We start from the raw sequence: 19,662 nt of genomic DNA on the forward strand, positions 1-19,662 counted from the left end.
TATCGTTAAGGTCGCTAACGCATCCGGAATCCTACTGAGAGTTTTGAACAAAGTGTTAGTGAAAATATGGAGAACATTTGCCCGCCAAATGCAGTGGTTGTATGGCAGGATACAGAAATTAAGATTAAAGCAAAAAAAGTCTATTCCCTAGGGTAGGTCACAGGGACAGAAAAGCCGATGTACAATTTATAAAATAATTTTTTACGAGAACTCCCCCAGAGGAATTAAAGAAACGGGGTTTTTCACCGGATATGCCTCGCGTTTTACAGGGCATTTTCGTAGATAAAAGTCGGTTTCTCGGTAAGCCATATTCACCGAAATCCTAGAAACTCAAGCTGCTATTTTTGTGGCGGGCGATCGCACGCCGATTGATCAAAAATTGGTACAATTTTGTCAGTCTTGGACGCAGAAACCGGGTTTGCTTACAGAGAAAAAACCCGGTTTCTTGGGTATTGGTAAGTAGATGCTGTCTTCAAAACTTTTAACCACCCCAAACAACTCTACTCAGCAGGTGGAGACTTTGCTTCCAGGGCATCTTTAGCAGACAATCCCTGATCTTGAACGCCAAAATACCACAAACTAGCAGCAGCTTCGGCCCGAGTCACCGACTTCTTCGGCTGAAACAGAGTAGTAAAACCAAAAACGCGGCGAATATTCGCTAAGTCTCCATTGTTAAAATCAGCTAAAACTGCCCGCGATGCCTGGGAATCAATCTTAGAAGCATCTTGAAAACCCCATTTTTCTTTCACTCCGTCAATGTTAGCTGTCGGTAAAACTTGACGACTATCTAAAGGCACTTTCCAAAGAATCATTGTTTCGCGAGTTAAAGGTGCATCCGGGCGAAATTTCACATCTTTACTTTCTCCCGAAAGCGAACTCGGAATTACACCGGCTTCTGCTAAACCTTGAATTGCTGAAAAATCCGGGTCTGTTTTGGGTACGTCAGAAAAGGCTGGTTCGCTAGAGTCTACTGCTAATCTAATTTGTTTGGCTTGACGGCTAGCATAAATCTGATTGTTAGCTGCTACTAACCAGCGGGCGTATTCGCGCCGAGTGACAATTTTGTTGGGTTTGGGCAAAGTGCTGGCTGTTTCTAAATTAGCACTTTCTGTTGCTCGCACTTTCAGCACTTCCAACTGAGTTAAATCAGCCACATACTGCCGCAACTGTTGAGGAATTTGGCTTTCTTCTTCGCTAACTTTTGCTGATTTTGGCGAGGCGGATGGCGTTGGAGTAGTTCCCTCTGAATTAGATGGAGTTGGTGAAGCGGTTGGAGATGCGCTAGACTCGGAATTATTAGGTTGGGGACTGGCGGCAATTTCGGGGCTTTCTTTGCTGTAGTCGATCGCAAATTCTGTAGAACCTCCTACTTTCTGAGTAGGAGAAAGCGACACAGTTACCCGCAAATTATCTCGCGTTGCTACCAAAGAACCTTGTCCCTCGGCGGTGGGGCGGCTGACTATTTCCCAGTTGCGACGCCCAAACTCTGTGGAGTAAAAGTTCTGAACCGAATTAACAGGATCTGTGCTTTCCCAGCGCAGCCGCACATTTTTTTGCGACGGATCGGTTTGCCCACCAACTTCGATTAACTCAGCATTAGGATAGAGTGGAATCTCTGTAGGGAAATCGGGAGGAAGTTTGGCGGTAGAGTTTGTCTCAATTGCTTTCGCTGGTGGCGGGGAAGAGAAAACTACTGGGTTTTGTTTTAATTTGGGATCGGCGGCTAAAGATTCTTCGAGGGCCTTGCTGTTGGGGCTGTTTGCACAAGCTGTGACAGCAGCCAGCAGACACACAGCCAGCCAAGTATTTACAGCAACGAGTATATTGGTTTTATTGGTTTTAGTGATTTTAGATCGTCCTTGAGAGTTGCCTCGCCGTTGAGTAAATATAATATTCAGCATAAATCCCCCCTTTGCGGATATATTTCTAGGCTAGCGCAGATCGATCGGGCATATATAATTTTTACCCAAATGAAATTTCTGTATATACTTTTAGTTATTGCTACATTACTTTCATACCCTGTCAAGTTGGCCCGTCCCGCTGCATCTCAACCAGCCCCGCTGCGGATAGCCATTCAGACGCCAGAGTGGCAGCCATTTTGCTCGGCGATGGGTCAGTTTGCGATCGATATGCCGGCAAATCCCAAAATTAATTCAGAAACTTTTTCAAATCAAATTATTGCTCACACATACGGATCGAACTTAAAAAATAAAGAAACTTATTTGCTTCAATATTTTGACCTTGATTTTCGGATGAGGAACAATAATATAAATAATATCAGAATTACTTTAAATAATGCCGTTGATTTTTTCGTCGTGGCAGCGAATGCTAACGTCTTGCAAGTGCGGGATATTTCCCTCGGAGGCTATCCCGGAAAAGAATTTGAGTTTTCAGTCGCTTTCCCCGACTGAACCTGTAGGTGTAGGTCAAGTTTTTTTGGTGGAAACGCGCGTTTACGGCCTGGTTGCCACTACCCCAGAACCAGAAAATGCTCAAAAATTTCTCGACTCTTTTCGTTTGTTTTGAAGCAGGAAGTTTGGCAATGAGTAGTGTAGGAGATTTAACAGATTTAACGGAGAGAGCTTGAGGGAATAAGTCAGAGGTTGCAGGGAAGAGAGAAAAATTAGTTGGGAGTGGGGATCGAATTTATTAATAAAACTTACGCTTGGCAACTGGGTGTTTAGGAAAATATTGGCTTTGGCAACAAAAAAGGTCGCCATCAACCGGGTTTTTGAGTAATAATGTGGTCAAAACTCAATTACGCTCAATTTGACTTAAGACTTTATTTGATTTTTGTACTCTATCTAACGACATAGATGAATTTTACACCCGTGGAGCGATGTAGATACTTGCTCCAGTTTATATATTTAATATAAGGATTTTTAAATCGCAGAAAGCACAAACCAGAAAGCACAAACTAAAGATGCTGTCTTGCTCCATCTGGCTCCCATCTGGCTCAACCAAGTCAGCCTCATTGAAAGCTTACCCGGAGGGTATTAACCTATTATGAACAAACTAACACCAATTCTCCTCAGCGGCATCCTATTATTTGGAGGTGCTGCTTGCAGCGACGGGGCTAAAACTAGCGCTGATGCTCCTAATTCTGCCACAGGAAATACTACTAGCCCGCCCCCAGCCGAGACAGTTCAAAAAACTCAGGGTGACGCAACGAGCGATATTCGCAAAAACCAAGCAAATTCTGATATCAGGGCCAGAGAACAGCGCAACAATGTGACGGGCGGTGATGCCATAAGAGCCGACGGCGACCTCCAAAGTGAAGTGCGCTCCAAGTTAGAAGTAAACATCACTAAAGGTCAGCTAACTGTTGACGCAAAAGATGGGCTTGTCACCGTAGGCGGCACAGTTCCCAATCAAACTGATTTAGCTAAAATTGAGCCACTAGCTAAAGAGATTAAGGGTGTCAAACAGGTGAATGTTACTGCTGTTGTCGCCCCCGCTGCACCCGCATCGCCTAGCAGCAGTCAATAAATTAGAAGGGAAAAGTCCGAGGGAAAGAAGGGAGAAGGATGTAGTTATCTAGGAGAGAAGTCTGAGGGAAGAGGGTAAAGTTTGGCATGGTAAGATTGCTTGCGGAGCGGAGTGCAACGCTTAGGTGACTCTCTAGGGAGATCGGGGTTTTAAGTTAAAGAGTTTAAATTTAATTTTAAATTCACGCAGTCAAAACTCCCGCAATACCTGCAATTTCCCCTTCCCCATTTCCGATTTTCCATCCCGGAGAATTAGTTGGAAACCAACCTGAAGATAGAGCGGGAAGTTATTCCCAGCGACCGATGAAAATTGTTGGGAAAAAATGACTAAATGTGATTGATGGCAGAGCATAAATTCTGTGATTGTGTAAAAGTAGTATATTTTCGAGGAGAAAAAAAATGTCTTTAGGTCAACACAAGCGAGCTGTAGGAGCATTTTCTAATTACCGAGATACGGAACTAGCCCTGATTGAGCTGCAAAGTACCGGGTTTCCGATGAATAAAGTTTCGGTAGTTGGGGAAAATCTCGATCGCGGCGACATTGCGGGCGCTACCGCTGGTAAGAGTACCGACGAGAAAGTGGGCGGTGGCGCAAAAGCAGGCGCGACAGCGGGAGTTGTGACGGGCGGTTTGATTGGGTTACTCGGAAGCATTGGAGCGCTAGCGATTCCGGGAGTTGGCCCGGTGATGGCGGGGGGTGCGATCGCCACTCTGCTGGCAGATACTGTAGTCGGAGGCGCGATTGGGGCTGCAGCAGGCGGTTTGGTCGGCGGTTTGGTCGGCTTGGGAGTTCCCGAAGCAAAAGCTAAAGCTTATAACGATCGCGTCTCGCGCGGTGAATATTTGGTATTCGTAGAAGGAACAGATGCCGAACTTGCCACAGCCGAAGGAATTATGAGCGTGCGGGGCATTCAGGATTGGGGCATTTACGATGTGCCGGCAGACACCGGCCGCAGAGCTGGGGGCCACCAGAAGCGCGCCGTGGGAGTATTTTCAACCCGCCGCGAGACGGAACACGCACTGGGAGAACTGAGAACTACCGGTTTCGACATGAATCGGGTTTCGGTCATCGCTAAGGATGCTGACTCGAAAGGGGACATCGCAGGCATTGACGTGCACGACAGCGCGGATAACAAATCCGATGAAGGGGCCACAAAGGGCGCCCTCACAGGTGGCACTTTGGGCGGTTTGACAGGTTTGTTGGTAGGTCTGGGTCTAGTGGCTATTCCGGGCATCGGGCCGATTATGCTGGCAGGAGCCTCAGCTACGGCGATCGCCACTACACTCGCCGGTACGGCTTTGGGTGCGGCAGCAGGCGGTTTGATCGGAGCTTTAGTCGGTATGGGAATTCCTGAGGAGGAAGCTAGAGCATACAACGATCGCGTGGCAAGGGGAGATTACTTGGTACTGGTTGACGGCAGCGAAACAGAAGTCGCTCAAGCCGAAAGCATTCTGAGTCGCGGAGGTATTCAACATTGGAACACCTACGACTATCCCAGCGTAGATAGTGCTCGGGCTGATTACGGCGCTCCTGGCACTCCCGGCGTTGATACTACGGCTGATATTTACGATCCCAATCAGGGCGTGACAGGCCACCGTCGGGTTTAATAATTCAGACTTTGTTTGGGTATTGTTTCTACTTTCTGCAGGGTAGTCGCACTCGCGCGCTAGGATTGTGGAAAGTGATCCAACCAACACCCGCGAGCTAGCGGTTTTACGCTTCGTCGGTAAAATTATCTCAAAAGTCGGCTTTTTCTCTGAAAGCCGGCTTTTGTTTTGTTCTGGAAACTTAAAAAAGCCACCTGTCAAAAGTTTAATTTTGATTAGCGGCCCAGTCCGTGAGCTGGGCTTTGCGCCGGAGGATCGATCGGCTCCCTGAATTTTTACGTCCTAAATCCGCAGCGGTTTTTGAGTCTGTAACACTCACTACTGCTCGATTTTAAACCCCGCAGTATTATCAAATTCGATGACATAAATTACCACAGATATTGCCTGGTTAGTCAAAGAGCGACTATCTTTAATTATGGGTAGCTAATTTCAGCAACTTATACAGGTCAAGTAGCCAGTCCCACGCGCTCAGAAAAGCCTGCGGTGGTCGGCAAATATTAGAATAATAATATTGTCGTCGCCTTCCGGCAAGACTTAGGCTGGTCATTAGTTGGCTGTAGCAGCCCAATTGCCGTTGGCAAGACCTGCTACAGGAATACACTTTTTCTGGGAATGCCTCAGAGAAGCATTTGAGAAGCCCAGGAACAGCTTTTATGTTCGGGAGCGCGTCTGGTGTCGGGTGTTCTGTTAATTAGAACCGCAAGCGCTCATGGATCGAGTAAAGATTAACAGCAAGCACAGCAGCGCGAGAATACGGGAACGACTCGCGAGCCATTTTTTCGCGCAATCTCAGGCTCAGCACAGCGTATTGCTTGCTTCGCCGACGATTCGCTCAGAACTCCGACGGAAACAGCCTTCCTGTTGGTTTTCACTGGCACGGAGCACAGTGGGGGGAGGTGACACTAGCTGAGCTGACCGGGCTCTGCTTTCATGGGCAATCGAAGATAGAAGGCACTTATGTAGAAGGCATTAGGGGTTGAAGCTCCGATATCTTGTTTCTTGATTGCACGAATAAATCCGATCGCCTGTACTAGCAATTTTTCTGGTCAGAATGTGGCGCGGATGCCGCCAGCAATACCCCAAATATTCGATCAACCTTGACAAGATTGATCGACAACTTCTCGGTATTTTGGTAAAGAGTTAGCAGGTAATATTTAGTGGTTAGCAGTTAGTATAAACACAACTAACCATTAACAACTAACATCAACCGCCAACTAATTACTAGCAAAATAATACTTACAGGACTTACAGGCGGCGAGAAACGCGATTTTTTCATAACTTCCGCGCTAGCCAACCTCAGATTATACCAGAACCAGGTTTATTTTCGTAAATTATAACTAGGTGAGCAGGGTGATGGTAGGAATCAAGCAGTTTTGACAATTGTTAATGTGGCAGTATTAGTTTAAACAACTTACTACCAAACACGATAGTACAAACTTTCAGACAACATAGAACATCGAGAAATTAAGGAAACTCACTCAATTTTTTTATGAATTTCACTGAAATTTTAAGTGCCGATGAACTTTTAATTAGACATAGAAACGGGGAACGAGATTTTCGAGGAGCTAACCTCATTGCAGCTCATTTGAGTGAAGCTAATCTTAGTCGAACAAATTTGAGCAACGCTAATTTGAAAGGTGCTAACTTAATTAGAAGCAAACTGATAGGAGCTAATTTAAACGCCGCCGACTTGAGCGGGGCTAATTTGTCTAAGGCGAAATTAATTGAAGCTAACCTCGGGAGTTCTAGTTTAACTGGAACTGTGGCGATCGCCGCAGATTTTAGCGGGGCAAATCTCAGCGGAGCAATATTGTCTCAGGCTGACTTGAGCAAAGCTGTGATGACGGGAGCGAGTTTAGTAGGAGCTTGTTTGCTAAGCGGCTCAAAACTAACTGAGGCTAATTTGAGCGGGGCGACGCTGAGCCGAGCAATTATGAGCGGGGTTGACTTAAGCAGAGCAAATCTGACGAGAGCGATTCTCAGCGAGGTAGATTTGACCGGGGCAAACCTGAGCGGAGCAACTTTAACTCGGGCTTATCTCAATCGCGGAAATCTCAGCGGCGTCAATTTGGTTGGGGCTACTTTGAGCGAAGCAAGTCTGCGGGAGGCTTCTATTTGCGCTGCTAATTTGAGCGGTGCTGACTTGAGCGGTGCTGACTTGCAATCCGCCAATCTAAATGGCTCTAATTTGAGCGGTGCCGACTTGCAGGGAGCTAATTTGAGTAAAGCTAATTTAAATGGTTTGATTCTGCACAATGCTGATTTGAGGGCGGCGAATTTGAACAAAGCTTCTTTGCGGGGAGCTAACTTGAGCGGTGCAAATTTGGCAGGTGCTAGCTTGCTGGAAGCGGATTTGCGGGGGGCGAATTTGAGTCACGCCAATTTGTCGGGAGCGGGTTTGCTGCTGAGTTCTCTGACAGGGGCGAATTTGACAGGAACTAATTTGTCGGAGGCTAATTTGATCGGGGCGAGCTTGAATGTTGATAATTTGAATGAAGCGGCTTTGGGCGGGGCGATTTTGCCGAATGGAGCTACTCACAGCCGGGATTGATAAGTTGATTCAGGAAAAAGAGTTGTGAGTTTTAAGTTAAATAATCTTTAATTTAAAACTCAAAACTTTTGACAATAAAGAATTCAGGAGTCAGAATTCAGAATTCAGTTATCGGTTGTGGGGGGCGGGTTGATAAAGATTGTCGGCGATCGACAATCTATTGACAATCTATGAAAATTCGGACTCAGCGATGCAGTCTCAGAGGCAATTTCAGCATTGCTTTGACTAACTAATTCGCTTCGACAGGTTTTGCAACATGATGTTGAAACCCAGCAGCAAGAGCTTGTTTCTGATTAAAGTCTCCAGCATAGGCAGTCAGGGCGATCGCCGTGCAGTTCCACAATTACAATTTGACGCGCGATCGCCAGCCCAAGTCCCAAACCCCCAAATTTACGACTTAGGGCTCCATCCTCCTAATCTTCATCTTTCTTTGTGAAACATACTTGCAAAATTTTTGACACCGTGCTAACGTTAAAAGGTTTGAGACTTAACATCAATAGAGGTAAAACCCCGCAGAATGAAACAATTGGGAACCCATCTGGTCGCTGATGCTTGGCAGTCTCCTGGAGACCTGCTCAACGATCCTGAACGTATCCGCCGCGCTATTCTCGATGCGATCGAAGCCGGAGGAGCTACTCTCATCGATTTGTGCGTACACCAGTTTAGTCCTCACGGAGTGACAGCTACTGCTACTTTGGCAGAGTCTCATATAGCAATCCATACTTGGCCTGAACACGGTTATTTTGCTGCAGACTTATTTTTCTGCGGAGCCGGCGACCCTCACCGAGCCATGAAGGTGCTACAGACAGCTTTGGAAGCTAAACAGGTAAAACTCACTGAGTTCACGCGCGGTTTCGAGCCAGGGGTGGGCATTGTAGGTTCTGCTTGTGAAGAGCAGTATGCCCCTCGTTCAGTAGAAACGAGTGCCGCCAGAGGATGATAGCCAATTAGCGTAACTTTGAACAATTTATGCTAGGTTTTGTTTAAAATCCCACGGATCGAACCGTGGGATTCTTGTTGGAATTTACTTTTTCATTAATAAAGGGCGGACAACTAAATAACCTGCACCGAAAGCTGCAATCACAATCAGAAAAATTGCGATCGCCAACCACAATCCACTTAAGTCTGAGGTTTTTTTGAGTTGAGGTCGCACACGGTAAGGAGTTTCCGGCACCTCTGTAAATAATTTTTCGGGAAGTGGCTGCGGCATCGAGGCGGCTGTTGGCTCCGGTTCCGGTAGTGGGAAGGGGAAAGCCACTGTCTGAGGTGGTTGAGGTACGGCAGAGTTAGTCTGCAAGGTTACAGGTGGTGGGGGCGGAGGTTCAACGCTGAAATTGAATTTGACAGATGGCATTTGCGGCATCCCTGTCTGGGTGATGCTCTGAGCCGAGTTGACTACTTGCTGTAACTGTTGGGATACTTGAACTACTGTTTCTACTTCTCGTCGCAGTTGTTGATTTTGTTGGACTAATTGCTGATTGTGGGTTTTGAGGGAATCAAGCATGGCTTGGGCGGCTTGCAATTCGGCGGTGACTTCTCGATAGAGCGAAATCGGTACTGATGGAGAGTAACTATTGGAGTTTTCAGGGGATGTATTGTCAGATAAGGTAGTATTTTGCATAATTGTAGATGGCGAGGGTGAACTTTTTTTAGTTTAGCCTGAGAGTATTTGCAATTAGATCGATCGCAATACAATTCGTCAAGATATTTGTTAAAAATATTAATAGTGAGTTTAGTTAAATGTTATAAATTTTTAGTCGATCGCCATGAATCACCACCAAACCCAACAGAGTATGTCGCAAAAGTCAAGTACCGAAGAAATGAAATACGGCGAGCGCGAGATTTTGGACGGGCAGTTAATTACATTCCCCAATCCGCGAGTCGGGCGGCGCTATACGATTAACATTACTTTGCCGGAGTTTACTTGCAAGTGCCCATTTTCTGGCTATCCCGATTTTGCGACAATTCACGTTACTTATGTGCCCGACGAGCGGGTGGTAGAATTAAAGGCGCTGAAACTGTACGTTAATAGTTACCGCGATCGCTACATTTCTCACGAAGAATCTATCAATCAAATTTTAGACGATTTTGTGGCAGCTTGCGCGCCGCTGGAAGCGACGGTGAAGGGCGATTTTTCGCCGCGGGGGAACGTCCACACCGTGATTGAGGTGTCGCATCAGAAGTAGGGCGGGTATTAAGCTGGTGTGTCATTGAGATTTAATTGTGGGGCGGCGTCGGAGCAACGCCCCACAATAGTTTTAAGAAATAGGATTGTTAATAAAATTAGTAAGTAATTCAGGACTTACGCACAGCCTCAATATATAGTGTTTTGTAGGGGCAAACCCCCCGTGGTTGCCCCCATACCTGGGATGATTGCGTAAGTCCTATAATTGTAGGGTGCGTCAGGGCAGCCCTCTCAAAGTAGTAAAAAAGTTCCTCAAACGCTTAAAATCTCGTAGTTTGTAGGGTGTGCGCTGGGCATCGGTTGAGTTTGTCGCCCACCGGAGAGTACCGATTGACAGGCGTTTCAGCGTTTTATTTTGAAACCAATTTCCGTATAGCAATTTTCATTGCTTGAAATTTGAAAAATTAGAACGTGAAATAGCGGTTTTATGCTTTTTCTCCGGTTCAAATTAACCAGTTCGACAAATCTGGCAAGGCGCACCCTACAAACTCAACTAATCTTTTTGATATTTATCGATTGGTGTAAGGTGCGCCTAGCGCACCCTACGGTTAGCTTTGACTTGCAACAGAAGTCGGGGCGATCGCACTTTTTTCCTCTGCTGTTTTCGATTCTGCCAACTTGTCCAAAATCTCGACAACCTCTCTTTCAAAAGTCACCTGAGCGCGATTAGTGCGGCCGCCGACATAGAGTTTGCCGTCCTTTTCCAAAGCCCAAATCTGCGAGTGAGACAGATAGCTCATCAGCACGCTGAGCATTAGCAACCCGAAGCCAGTATAAACGAGCGGAATTCCCGGATCGGCTTTAATTTGCAAGCCAGTGCTGCCAACAAGTTCATCAATTGATAGCATGACTCCGTTAACTTCCACCGCCGTGCCCGCGCGAACTGTAGTTAATAATTTGCCATCCGTACCGTAAACTAACATCGTTCCTTGCAAGTCTTTTGCTAGCAAAGAAACTCCCGCACTCAAATCTGGTTTGGTCGGAATCCAAGCACCCCAAATTCGGCCTTTACCTTGAGTATCTAACTGAGCCATTGGTAGTTGCAAAACCGGGCTTTTGTTGAGGCGAACTCGCACGGCGGCTATTGCCCAATCTGCTTGATAAAATGTCACTCCCCGGTATCTCAGGGGCTCGTTAACGTGAATGGTTTTGCGATCGACCTCTTGGCCTGTTTTGTCCAAAACTGACAGATCAGAGTAAAATTGGTCGATGCCGCCCTCGGGAGTATAATCAATCCAGAACCGATTAACTCGCATCGACCAATCCTTCGGTATTTGCGGCCGGGCCCAAGGCCCTGCATCCAGGATATTCTGCACCTGAAAAGTTTCGCCGCTGGGAACCATTTCTTGACCGAGAAATCCCGTCATCGCGCCCCACATCGACCCAGCTAAAATAATTAGCATACTGGCGTGAACAATAATCGGGCCGATTTTGCCAATTATTCCCTTGCGGGCATAAACTTTTTCGCCTTCTCGAAATATGCGGTAGTTTTTTTGCTGCAAAAGTGGTTCTAACGAACTTAAAGCAACTGTTTCTAATTCCGCACTGAGAGCTAATTTTTCAAACTGCTTTGGTTCTTCATAAAATTTCCAGCGGCGGGCAGCTTTTAGCGCCGGAAATTGTCTGGTAAAAGTGCAAGCCGTCAAGCTGCTGCCGAACAAAATTAGGATGGACAAAAACCACCAAGTGCGGTATACGTGGTCTAGTCCTGCAATTAGTACAACTTTCCAAGTTAGGAAGCCGAACAAAGCGGGGTGTTCTGGATAGTTAGATTGGTAAAAGGGTACTGATTGGCCTTGTTCGATGACAGTGCCGGAAATGCTGAAAAATGCGATCGTCAGTAGCAAGATAATTGCCAGCCGCAAATCTGCTAGCACCGGCAAGATTTCTCCCTTGAAAAACCTTTGAGGGGCAGTCGCCCAGTTTGATAGTTTAGATAGAAATACTTCTTTTGATGTCATTGGTAATTATGAAGGAAGTTCGGCAACGGATTGTGTAACGGATGTAACGGATCGAAGGAAGGAAGTTCGGTAACGGATGTAACGGATGGAAGAAGGGAGAAGGAAGAAAGAGGAGGGAAAAACAAAAGATGAACAAAATATTATTATTTTTATTGAAAAAGTCTCAATCAATTTTGAAGTCTTTCTCTTTTCTTTCTTTCTTCCTTCGTGTTGTTCGCGTCTTCGCGGTTCGTTAAAAACAACTTAATTCACGCATTCAGTAGAGATTGCTATATCTTTAAATAAAGACTGAAGTCCTTACTACTAAACTTAAGCGGGAAGGATGCGGGAAAGCAGAGAGAAAACGCCAAATCCTACTAGCAAAACGCCGCTAACAGGCGTAATCCAACTCGACCACCGACGTAATTCTAACAACTTTTTAATGCTAGCAGTGAAAGTACCTGCTATAATCAGCGGAGCGACGTAGCCAGCAGCATAAAACAGCAGCAACACACCACCTAAAACTGTATCTCCCGTTTTGGAAACCCAAGCTAAGAGTGTAGCTAAAACCGGCGTGCTGCAGGGAGACGCTACCAAACCAAAAGTTAAGCCCAATAAGTACGATCGCACGCCCGCCGGCAAATCTTTCGGCACCCACCCCACAGCGTCGAAAGACGGCATTTGTAAGGGTAAAGCTTCGAGTAAATTCAGCCCCATTAGAATAGCAATAATGCTGACAAGAATCGGCAAACCCAGGCCAATTTTGCCGTAAACTTGTCCGGCAAATGATGCTACAATACCTAAACCCGCAAGGGTGGTGGCTAATCCCAGGGAAAACCACGCAGACTGGGCTGCAGCTTGCAGGCGACTTTTTGCTTCGTATCCACCGATGTAGCCGATCGTGATCGGCAACATTGAAAGCATACAGGGCGTTAAGCTCGTTAGCAACCCTGCCAGAAAGATGACTCCGACGCTGACTAAACTGAGGTTTGTCAGTTGAGTATTTACTAAATTATTAGCAAATTGTGCGAGTTCGTAAAGTTGAGTTTGCAGGGTTTCCATCAGTCGATTTTAGATTTTAGATTTTAGATTGACTCCACAGTCTAGCGATTTTAGATTTTAGATTTTAGGTTTTAGATTTTAGATTGACTCCACAGTCTAGCGATTTTAGATTTTAGATTTTAGATTGACTCCACAGTCTAGCGATTTTAGATTTTAGATTTTAGATTTTAGATTGACTCTACAGATGAATCTGGGAGTTTAAACTAAATATCTAATTTTTTTGCTCTTCACGACTCCTGTCGGGGGCTTGTATCCCTAGGCAGGTGACTTCAGGTTCGGGGCTGTTCTGGCTTTGTTGAAAATTGTAACAGATGCGGGCAGGTTCGGTTTGAGATTTAAGATTTTAGCAATATTTACTGGTTAGGAGTTAAAAGGTCGATCGCACCCTGGTTTAAATTAATATCTTGACAGCATCCTCAACAAGCTGTTGGCAACGGGCGCAGCTACACCCGATAATTCATTGACTGCGAAATCGGCCCGAAAGGCTGTTGTTGAAATTATTCAAGCAGACTTTAATTTTACTCTACTTTAAATTAAAGCCACTTTCTTCATTAATAGACCCGTCCGGCATTATTGCCCCTGCCAGCACCGCACCTCTGAGATTTGCTCCCGTTAAAATAGCGCCTTCTAAATTAGCATTGCTCAAATTTGTGACTTGTTTGGAACCTCGGAAAAAGAAGCTGTGCAAGTCAGCACCTGTTAAATTAGTGTCGGCTAAATTAGCATATTGCAAGTCAGCACCGTGCAGCGTCGCATCCCTTAAATTAGCTTGGGTAAGATTGCTTCCCCAAAGTCGAGAGTCTAAGACATTAGCATCTTGTAAATTGGCGCGGCTCAGATTTGCCAAAGTCAGATTAGCATCCCACAAATTCGTGGAGTTGAAATTAGCTTCTGTCAAATTGGCTCGACTGAGATCCGTGCCTAAAATATCAGCATTTGCTAAATTAGCGCCGGTGAGGTCTGCGTCAGAAAGATCCGCATTTTTTAAGTTAGCACCGGACAAATTAGCACCGGACAAATTAGCGCCGCTCAAATTGGCTTCTTGGAGATTAGCGCCCCGCAAATCGACAGCGCTCAAATCGCATTGCTTCCACAGAAAGCTGACGCACCAATTATCATTTAATAGGTGACTCAAATCCTCCCCATTCGCGGCCATCACAGGAGGAGTTAAGTAGAGAGTGAACAGGACGATCGCCAACACCGCGGCGAAGAAAGTTTTCAACCTCATAACTCTTTTCATTGACCCTAATTTGCGCCATAAATTATTGATGTCTAATCAAAGCATAGCAAATAATCTGCAACTTCCCTCAGCAAGATCACTCAAAAATATTAGTGTAGTGAAAGGTTGATCAGGGTTGGTGCAGGCACAAACTTAACTCAGCCAGTCTTAGAGGCGCTTTGAGCTAGAAACCCGGTTGCTTCACAGATGCCTCGCTGCAAAACTAATATTTTTCCTAAAAACCTGGTATAAGATGACCGCAAGTTCGATCGGGATTTGCCAGTGCAATATCGCTACAAAGTAATACTTGCAGCAGGCAGTTGCGATCGCTCCCCCAGGGGCATATCTGCAAACAATCCTGATATAAACTGCTCAATATGGGAATCAAGAAACCGCTAGTCTCGGCTGAAAGCCTTATATTTAAAGGGTTGTAGAGGTAATTTTTGTTAATTGCGATCGTCATCACTAACTAAGCCGAACTTTCATCACACAAGTCAATGCCCCAGCATCACCAAATCTCATCAAACTTATCACGTTCCTGAGACTACGGATATCACTGTCAATAGCTCAACTATGGAGGAAGATAAGAGCATACAGTTAAACAGCACTTCTCCCATGCCTACTATCCCCCTTCTCCCAACTCAATTAGTTGTCACAACTATTTTCAATTCGATCGAATCTTTGGGATTCACTAATATTGCCGGCGTATTTTCGGGGGAGCAAGCTGAATCCCGACAAGAGGCAAATTTAAAAGTTAGTACCAAAAAGTTTTACACTCAGGGTTTAAAAAATCTCGAACAACAAGACTTGCACGGCGCTATTAAAAATTTTACTGCCACAATTAACATTAATCCGCAATTCGCGTCAGCTTACAACGATCGCGGTGTTGCCCGCTACAAATTAGGCTACAAGCAATCGGCGATCGAAGATTTAACTACAGCCATCGAACTCAATCCTTACCGAGCCAAATATTACAGCAATCGGGGGTTTATGCTGACTCGTTTAAAAGATTATACTGCGGCCATCGCCGATTACAACTCGGCACTGCTGCTCAACCCCAATTTAGCTAAAACTTACTTCAAACGTGGCACTATCAACTTAAAAATAGATGATTTAGTGGCAGCAATGGCTGATTTTGAGTCAGCTATTCGCATCAACCCTGACTTTGGCAAAGCTTATTTCAATCGAGGTATAACTAAATATAAGTTGAGAGATGTTCAAGGGGGATTTGAGGATTTTCAGAAAGCATCAGAACTTTTTAAACAGCAGGGTAAAATAGAAGAGCATTACGATGCAGTTGCTAAAGTCAAACAGTTATGGTAATAAATTTCCTCAGATCCCGGACTTCTTAAAAAAGTCCGAGAGCTAATTGTGGCTAAATTAGCCAATTCTCAATATGGGATCTCCTGGTATCAAGCCATCAAACGGGGAAGAATTACTAGCCGTAATTGCAAAAGTAGCATTTTGAACTACTGCAGGGAGGACATTTTGAACCACAACCCTTCCACCACCTACCAATGGAATGATAGTGTTGCTTCCAGACGCAATGAATGAAACATTTGATAAATTGCTGGCACTAATGCCAATGCGATCGCCCTCTTCCGGTTTGAAATCAAGAATTATATCGTTGTCATCCTGCAACAACAGCGTAGTTATGTCCGAGGTACTTACAACAAAAGTGTCTGCACCGCTACCGCCAGTGAAAGTGTCATTGCCATCATCGTTAACTAAAACATCATTGCCATCACCACCTGTTAAAACATCATTTCCTTTGCCGCCTCGCAAAAAGTCGTTACCAGCACCGCCATCGAGATTATCGTCGCCGAGATTTCCAATCAAAATATCGTTACCAACACCACCCGTAATTAAGTCGTTACCTTTACCACCTCGCAAAAAGTCGTCACCCGCTTCGCCACTGATGGTATCGTTGCCTTGGCTGCCATTAATTGCATCATCCGTCGGTGAACCAGTTATGCGATCGTTGCCGCTACCTCCCACTACACCGCTGGGATTTTGCTGAGAGTCTTGGGGAGTGACTTGATAGTTGTTCGGGGCATCAGGCAATCTGAGCGATCGCAAAGATAGATTTACGAAATTGGTACTATTAATTAAATCGTTGAGGAGATTAACATCGGTAATGATGCTAGAAACCCTACTGGGGACGATTCCTTGAACGACTTTTGCGGTAGAAATGCGATCGCCCTGCTGCACGGCATTAACCGTTTCAAAACCTTGAATAACGTTGCCAAAAACAGCATAATTACCATCCAAAAATGGCAAATCATCCAAAGCAAAATAAAACTGCGAAGAAGCCGAATTCAAAGCATTAGAACGAGCCATTGCCACAGCCCCGCGAGTGTGTTGCAACTGCGGCGTCTGGGTTACAACTTGGTTGTAAACAGGTTGCGCGGCGCCTTGCGGCTTAATTTCCAAAGGAATAAAACGCCCCTGATTAGTATCCGGGTCAATAAAATTACCCGTTCCCAATTGACTTGCTGGAATTGTCGTATCTCTGCTGCGCGGATCGCCTCCTTGCACCACAAAAGGCTCTGGCTGGCGCACAACTCGGTGAAACATCACCCCGTCGTAAATGCCGCGTTCAACTAAGTCAACAAAATTTCCCCCAGTAATCGGGGCATTAGTGCCGTCTACTTCGATCGTAACGGGTTGACCGTTAATTACCTGGACTACTATAGCTTTGCCTGTTAACGGGAGTGCAGCGCTCATGGGTAAATTGCTATTTGAGTGAGTGATCTTTGGGTTTTAGAAGCAATCCGCGAATTGCCCCTACCCATTTAATCAGAAAACTGTAAACTTGTCTTAAGTACAGTTCTACTTCTAAATTTATGATGTCCCGTCGCAAGTTTTTTAGCACTTTATTGGCAATTTGTCTAGTTTTTCTAAGTTTCAATTTTGCCACACCTGCATTTGCCCTCGGTGGCAAGCTTCCGACGGTGAATCAAGCCGCACCGGATTTTAGTTTGCCGACAAACAGCGGCGACGGACAAGTGTCCCTGTCTGATTATCGCGGTAAGTGGCTGGTAGTCTATTTTTATCCGAAAGACTTTACATCAGGTTGTACCATCGAAGCGCGGAGATTTCAGCAAGACTTGCCGAAATACTTGGCAAAGAATACTCAAATTATCGGCATTAGCGCTGATGATGTCGATTCCCATGCGGAATTTTGCGATTCCGAAGGTTTGAAGTTTCCGCTGTTAGCTGATACGGATGGTAAAGTGAGTAAAGCTTACGGTTCTTGGATGAGTTTTATCTCGGCGCGACACAGTTTTATTATTGACAATGAAGGAATTTTGCGCGAAACTTTTGTGAAGATTAATCCGGCGATTCACTCCAAAGAAGTGTTGGCTCGTTTGGGGGAATTACAGGCTAACGGGTAATACCATTTGAGATTTGAGATTTGAGATTTGAGATTTGAGTAACTGGCAATGGCTGATCAAGCTTGTATGTGTAGTGAGGACTACATTCCTCGGTATTTTCAGAGGATTTTAGTCCTCACTACAAACGTTATCAGGTTGATTTGACCTCACATCTTGCACCATTCTCAATAATCATCTTTTGGGCGGGCAGGATGCCCACCCCACAAGAAAATCTACTCTTTGTGGAACGGGCATCTTGCCCGTTCTTGACAATGGTGCAACATCTCAGTTTTACGGGAAATGATGGCTGGTAACGTGACAAGCAATATCATAGTAAATCTAAAATCTAAAATCGCGCCCCATACTCAGTGAGACTTAAACTGGCTATTGACTGCAACAGAATCGGAAGAAGATTCCGGATCGGAAATTTTTCTATTTCTGTTAGTAAGGCGGCGTTCCGGGTCAATTCCCTCGAAGGTTGGTGGCAACCAAACTCGGACTACCAACAACACTCCCAAAACCAGCAAAAATGCGCCAGTTGATAATATTTGAACCCAGGGAGTTTCTAGCACTCCCCGCACTATCACTTCTCGCAAAACTGATACAATACAAACTTCCACAGCTACGCCTATCGAAACTCTTTGTTCTTGCAAGTAAATAATTAGCAACCGAAATAATTCCACTAAAACTAATAAAAATAGAATGTCTGCAGTGACTTCCTGGAAATTCAAAGGAGGTAGCAGCGAGAAGAACATTTCTCGCAGTTCGATTACCATGAAACAAAACAAACCAATACATAGGGAAATTACAATTAAGTCTTGGACTGTTTCCAGAGCGGTGACGATTAATTGCAGATTCAACCATTGAGCGGGGTTACTGGACGAGTTGTTTAAACGCTTTTCCATTGACAGCTCCTGCAATTTATTTGACTTTCTTACAGCTTAATTGAACTTAGGTTAATCTTTGACAATTTACAGGTTTAATCTATTTATCAGTCTCATAAAATTTCGAGCGGTTGACAATTTCACACACACTTTTATTTGTCTCCCAGGTGGCTTGACATTTAGTGATGCTTTATGCTAATTGAATCCGGCAATAAGTAGCTTTGATATCTAAAAAATAGAAGTCGGAATGCTAAAATGCTGCAACTGCTATAAAATAGGAAAATTGTAAAGAATTATTTACCACAGCTTGATAAACTCAAGCTAGTGACTCTCGGCTTTAATCATACAAAAGCCAGAAAGTCAGCCGAAAAACCCAAAGTAATCCAGAGAGGATTGAACACAATGGCATTTGAACTCGCACCATTACCCTTTGCCGCTGACGCCCTAGAGCCAGCTCATATGTCGGCCAACACGTTTTCCTTCCACCACGACAAGCACCACGCTGCTTACGTCACCAATCTGAATAAACTGATTGAAGGGACTGAAATGGCGAGCAAATCCCTTGAAGAAATTGTCAAGGAATCTGCTAAAGACCCATCCAAAGCAGGCATTTTTAACAATGCAGGTCAAGTTTGGAACCACAATTTCTTTTGGAATTCCCTCAAACCGGGCGGCGGCGGCACTCCGACAGGAGCTTTAGCTGACAAAATCAATGCCGACTTCGGCAGCTTCGACAAATTCAAAGAAGAATTCAAGACTGCTGCGACAACTCAGTTCGGTAGTGGCTGGGCTTGGCTGGTTGTGGACAACGGCACTTTGAAAGTTACCAAAACTGCCAACGCTGACACCCCGGTTGCACACGGGCAAACTCCGTTGTTGACTTTGGATGTGTGGGAACACGCTTATTATTTGGATTTCCAAAACCGCCGTCCCGACTACATTACTAATTTCTTGGATAATTTGGCTAACTGGGATTTCGCAGCAGCAAATTTGGCTGCGGCTTAGTAGCATCTGAGTTTGAGGACTAAAGTCCTCACTACAAACTTTATAGGTTTGTAGTGAGGACTTTAGTTGTGATGAATGAGAATTATTTAACAAAACTTGCTGTTAGTAGATAAAAACAGCTTTCAACATTCCTTCGCCTTGCTCTGGTTTCAGTTAAAATCCTAGTTTTTCACAGAGGCTCTGCATCTTGTAGTTGCTAGTGAGAATGTAGCCGACGATCGCATTTAATTTCTCTTCGCGACCAATTTGCAGCATCCGCCTTAATAATTAGACCTCTTGCAAAAATAATTAGGACGGGCTCTCCGGCCCATCCCACAAGAGTGATTTTTTCTTGTGGGATGGG

17 protein-coding genes are annotated in these 19,662 nt (G+C 45.1%); 10 read left to right on the forward strand and 7 right to left on the reverse strand.

Annotation, left to right across the window (positions count from 1 at the left end):
- Positions 1–500 precede the first annotated feature (500 nt).
- The gene (locus tag QUA44_RS22430) at positions 501–1,901 is read right to left on the reverse strand and encodes an S-layer homology domain-containing protein (protein ID WP_333254496.1); all 1,401 of its coding nucleotides are present in this window, start codon (positions 1,899–1,901) and stop codon (positions 501–503) included.
- Between the two features lie 69 nt (positions 1,902–1,970).
- Between QUA44_RS22430 and QUA44_RS22435 the strand changes: the two genes are divergently transcribed.
- The 6 genes from QUA44_RS22435 (at position 1,971) to speD (ending at position 8,587) form a co-directional block, all read left to right on the forward strand.
- Complete coding sequence (locus QUA44_RS22435) at positions 1,971–2,411, forward strand: hypothetical protein (protein WP_333254497.1); 441 nt, start codon at positions 1,971–1,973, stop codon at positions 2,409–2,411.
- Between the two features lie 595 nt (positions 2,412–3,006).
- Complete coding sequence (locus QUA44_RS22440) at positions 3,007–3,489, forward strand: BON domain-containing protein (RefSeq protein WP_333254499.1); 483 nt, start codon at positions 3,007–3,009, stop codon at positions 3,487–3,489.
- A gap of 398 nt (positions 3,490–3,887) precedes the next feature.
- Entirely contained in the window at positions 3,888–5,096 is a 1,209-nt protein-coding gene (locus QUA44_RS22445) for a histidine kinase (protein WP_333254501.1), read from the forward strand.
- 1,489 nt (positions 5,097–6,585) lie between these two features.
- Positions 6,586–7,647 carry a pentapeptide repeat-containing protein gene (locus QUA44_RS22450; RefSeq protein ID WP_333254503.1) on the forward strand — a complete coding sequence of 354 codons (1,062 nt, stop codon included), beginning with the start codon at positions 6,586–6,588 and terminating at the stop codon, positions 7,645–7,647.
- A gap of 256 nt (positions 7,648–7,903) precedes the next feature.
- Positions 7,904–8,083 (forward strand): hypothetical protein, encoded by a 180-nt coding sequence (locus QUA44_RS22455; RefSeq protein ID WP_333254505.1) that lies wholly within the window; start codon positions 7,904–7,906, stop codon positions 8,081–8,083.
- An 81-nt stretch (positions 8,084–8,164) separates the two neighbouring features.
- Positions 8,165–8,587, forward strand: coding sequence for an adenosylmethionine decarboxylase (gene speD, locus QUA44_RS22460; protein WP_006633984.1), 423 nt, complete (start codon positions 8,165–8,167; stop codon positions 8,585–8,587).
- Between the two features lie 84 nt (positions 8,588–8,671).
- On the opposite strand, the gene QUA44_RS22465 is transcribed toward speD, so the two are convergent.
- Complete coding sequence (locus QUA44_RS22465) at positions 8,672–9,268, reverse strand: hypothetical protein (RefSeq protein ID WP_333254507.1); 597 nt, start codon at positions 9,266–9,268, stop codon at positions 8,672–8,674.
- A gap of 145 nt (positions 9,269–9,413) precedes the next feature.
- Here QUA44_RS22465 and queF point away from each other — a divergent pair, with 145 nt between their 5' ends.
- A complete protein-coding gene (queF, locus tag QUA44_RS22470) occupies positions 9,414–9,833 on the forward strand; it encodes a preQ(1) synthase (protein WP_333254509.1) in 420 nt (139 codons plus the stop codon).
- Between the two features lie 547 nt (positions 9,834–10,380).
- Here the strand turns inward: queF and QUA44_RS22475 are convergent.
- The 3 genes from QUA44_RS22475 to QUA44_RS22485 all read right to left on the reverse strand — a co-directional run bounded on the left by QUA44_RS22475 (position 10,381) and on the right by QUA44_RS22485 (position 14,074).
- On the reverse strand, positions 10,381–11,793 hold the full coding sequence (locus tag QUA44_RS22475) for a cytochrome c biogenesis protein (protein ID WP_333254511.1): 1,413 nt from the start codon (positions 11,791–11,793) through the stop codon (positions 10,381–10,383).
- Positions 11,794–12,102: 309 nt separating this feature from the next.
- Positions 12,103–12,834, reverse strand: a complete 732-nt coding sequence (locus QUA44_RS22480; protein WP_333233091.1) for a cytochrome c biogenesis protein CcdA — start codon at positions 12,832–12,834, stop codon at positions 12,103–12,105.
- A gap of 523 nt (positions 12,835–13,357) precedes the next feature.
- Positions 13,358–14,074 carry a pentapeptide repeat-containing protein gene (locus QUA44_RS22485; RefSeq protein ID WP_333254513.1) on the reverse strand — a complete coding sequence of 239 codons (717 nt, stop codon included), beginning with the start codon at positions 14,072–14,074 and terminating at the stop codon, positions 13,358–13,360.
- A 594-nt stretch (positions 14,075–14,668) separates the two neighbouring features.
- Here QUA44_RS22485 and QUA44_RS22490 point away from each other — a divergent pair.
- A complete protein-coding gene (locus QUA44_RS22490) occupies positions 14,669–15,376 on the forward strand; it encodes a tetratricopeptide repeat protein (protein ID WP_333254515.1) in 708 nt (235 codons plus the stop codon).
- Between the two features lie 57 nt (positions 15,377–15,433).
- Here the strand turns inward: QUA44_RS22490 and QUA44_RS22495 are convergent, their stop codons facing one another.
- Positions 15,434–16,780, reverse strand: coding sequence for a peptidylprolyl isomerase (locus QUA44_RS22495; protein ID WP_333254517.1), 1,347 nt, complete (start codon positions 16,778–16,780; stop codon positions 15,434–15,436).
- Between the two features lie 119 nt (positions 16,781–16,899).
- Between QUA44_RS22495 and QUA44_RS22500 the strand changes: the two genes are divergently transcribed.
- Positions 16,900–17,451: a peroxiredoxin gene (locus tag QUA44_RS22500; RefSeq protein WP_333254520.1), complete on the forward strand. Its 552-nt coding sequence runs from the start codon at positions 16,900–16,902 to the stop codon at positions 17,449–17,451.
- A 344-nt stretch (positions 17,452–17,795) separates the two neighbouring features.
- Here the strand turns inward: QUA44_RS22500 and QUA44_RS22505 are convergent, their stop codons facing one another.
- The gene (locus QUA44_RS22505) at positions 17,796–18,335 is read right to left on the reverse strand and encodes a phosphate-starvation-inducible PsiE family protein (RefSeq protein ID WP_333254522.1); all 540 of its coding nucleotides are present in this window, start codon (positions 18,333–18,335) and stop codon (positions 17,796–17,798) included.
- Positions 18,336–18,716: 381 nt separating this feature from the next.
- On the opposite strand from QUA44_RS22505, the gene QUA44_RS22510 reads away from it, so the two are divergent.
- Positions 18,717–19,319 (forward strand): superoxide dismutase, encoded by a 603-nt coding sequence (locus QUA44_RS22510; RefSeq protein ID WP_333063623.1) that lies wholly within the window; start codon positions 18,717–18,719, stop codon positions 19,317–19,319.
- The last annotated feature ends 343 nt before the right edge of the window (positions 19,320–19,662 follow it).

This window comes from Microcoleus sp. N9_A2, from assembly GCF_036701775.1.
In the GTDB taxonomy this organism is placed as follows: Bacteria; Cyanobacteriota; Cyanobacteriia; order Cyanobacteriales; family Microcoleaceae; genus Microcoleus.

Bases quoted from the DNA above. Each gene is read 5' to 3' on its own strand.
- QUA44_RS22430 (WP_333254496.1), bottom strand. From the start codon at position 1,901: ATGCTGAATATTATATTTACTCAACGGCGAGGCAACTCTCAAGGACGA.
- QUA44_RS22435 (WP_333254497.1), top strand. From the start codon at position 1,971: ATGAAATTTCTGTATATACTTTTAGTTATTGCTACATTACTTTCATAC.
- QUA44_RS22440 (WP_333254499.1), top strand. From the start codon at position 3,007: ATGAACAAACTAACACCAATTCTCCTCAGCGGCATCCTATTATTTGGA.
- QUA44_RS22445 (WP_333254501.1), top strand. From the start codon at position 3,888: ATGTCTTTAGGTCAACACAAGCGAGCTGTAGGAGCATTTTCTAATTAC.
- QUA44_RS22450 (WP_333254503.1), top strand. From the start codon at position 6,586: ATGAATTTCACTGAAATTTTAAGTGCCGATGAACTTTTAATTAGACAT.
- QUA44_RS22455 (WP_333254505.1), top strand. From the start codon at position 7,904: ATGATGTTGAAACCCAGCAGCAAGAGCTTGTTTCTGATTAAAGTCTCC.
- speD (WP_006633984.1), top strand. From the start codon at position 8,165: ATGAAACAATTGGGAACCCATCTGGTCGCTGATGCTTGGCAGTCTCCT.
- QUA44_RS22465 (WP_333254507.1), bottom strand. From the start codon at position 9,268: ATGCAAAATACTACCTTATCTGACAATACATCCCCTGAAAACTCCAAT.
- queF (WP_333254509.1), top strand. From the start codon at position 9,414: ATGAATCACCACCAAACCCAACAGAGTATGTCGCAAAAGTCAAGTACC.
- QUA44_RS22475 (WP_333254511.1), bottom strand. From the start codon at position 11,793: ATGACATCAAAAGAAGTATTTCTATCTAAACTATCAAACTGGGCGACT.
- QUA44_RS22480 (WP_333233091.1), bottom strand. From the start codon at position 12,834: ATGGAAACCCTGCAAACTCAACTTTACGAACTCGCACAATTTGCTAAT.
- QUA44_RS22485 (WP_333254513.1), bottom strand. From the start codon at position 14,074: ATGAAAAGAGTTATGAGGTTGAAAACTTTCTTCGCCGCGGTGTTGGCG.
- QUA44_RS22490 (WP_333254515.1), top strand. From the start codon at position 14,669: ATGCCTACTATCCCCCTTCTCCCAACTCAATTAGTTGTCACAACTATT.
- QUA44_RS22495 (WP_333254517.1), bottom strand. From the start codon at position 16,780: ATGAGCGCTGCACTCCCGTTAACAGGCAAAGCTATAGTAGTCCAGGTA.
- QUA44_RS22500 (WP_333254520.1), top strand. From the start codon at position 16,900: ATGATGTCCCGTCGCAAGTTTTTTAGCACTTTATTGGCAATTTGTCTA.
- QUA44_RS22505 (WP_333254522.1), bottom strand. From the start codon at position 18,335: ATGGAAAAGCGTTTAAACAACTCGTCCAGTAACCCCGCTCAATGGTTG.
- QUA44_RS22510 (WP_333063623.1), top strand. From the start codon at position 18,717: ATGGCATTTGAACTCGCACCATTACCCTTTGCCGCTGACGCCCTAGAG.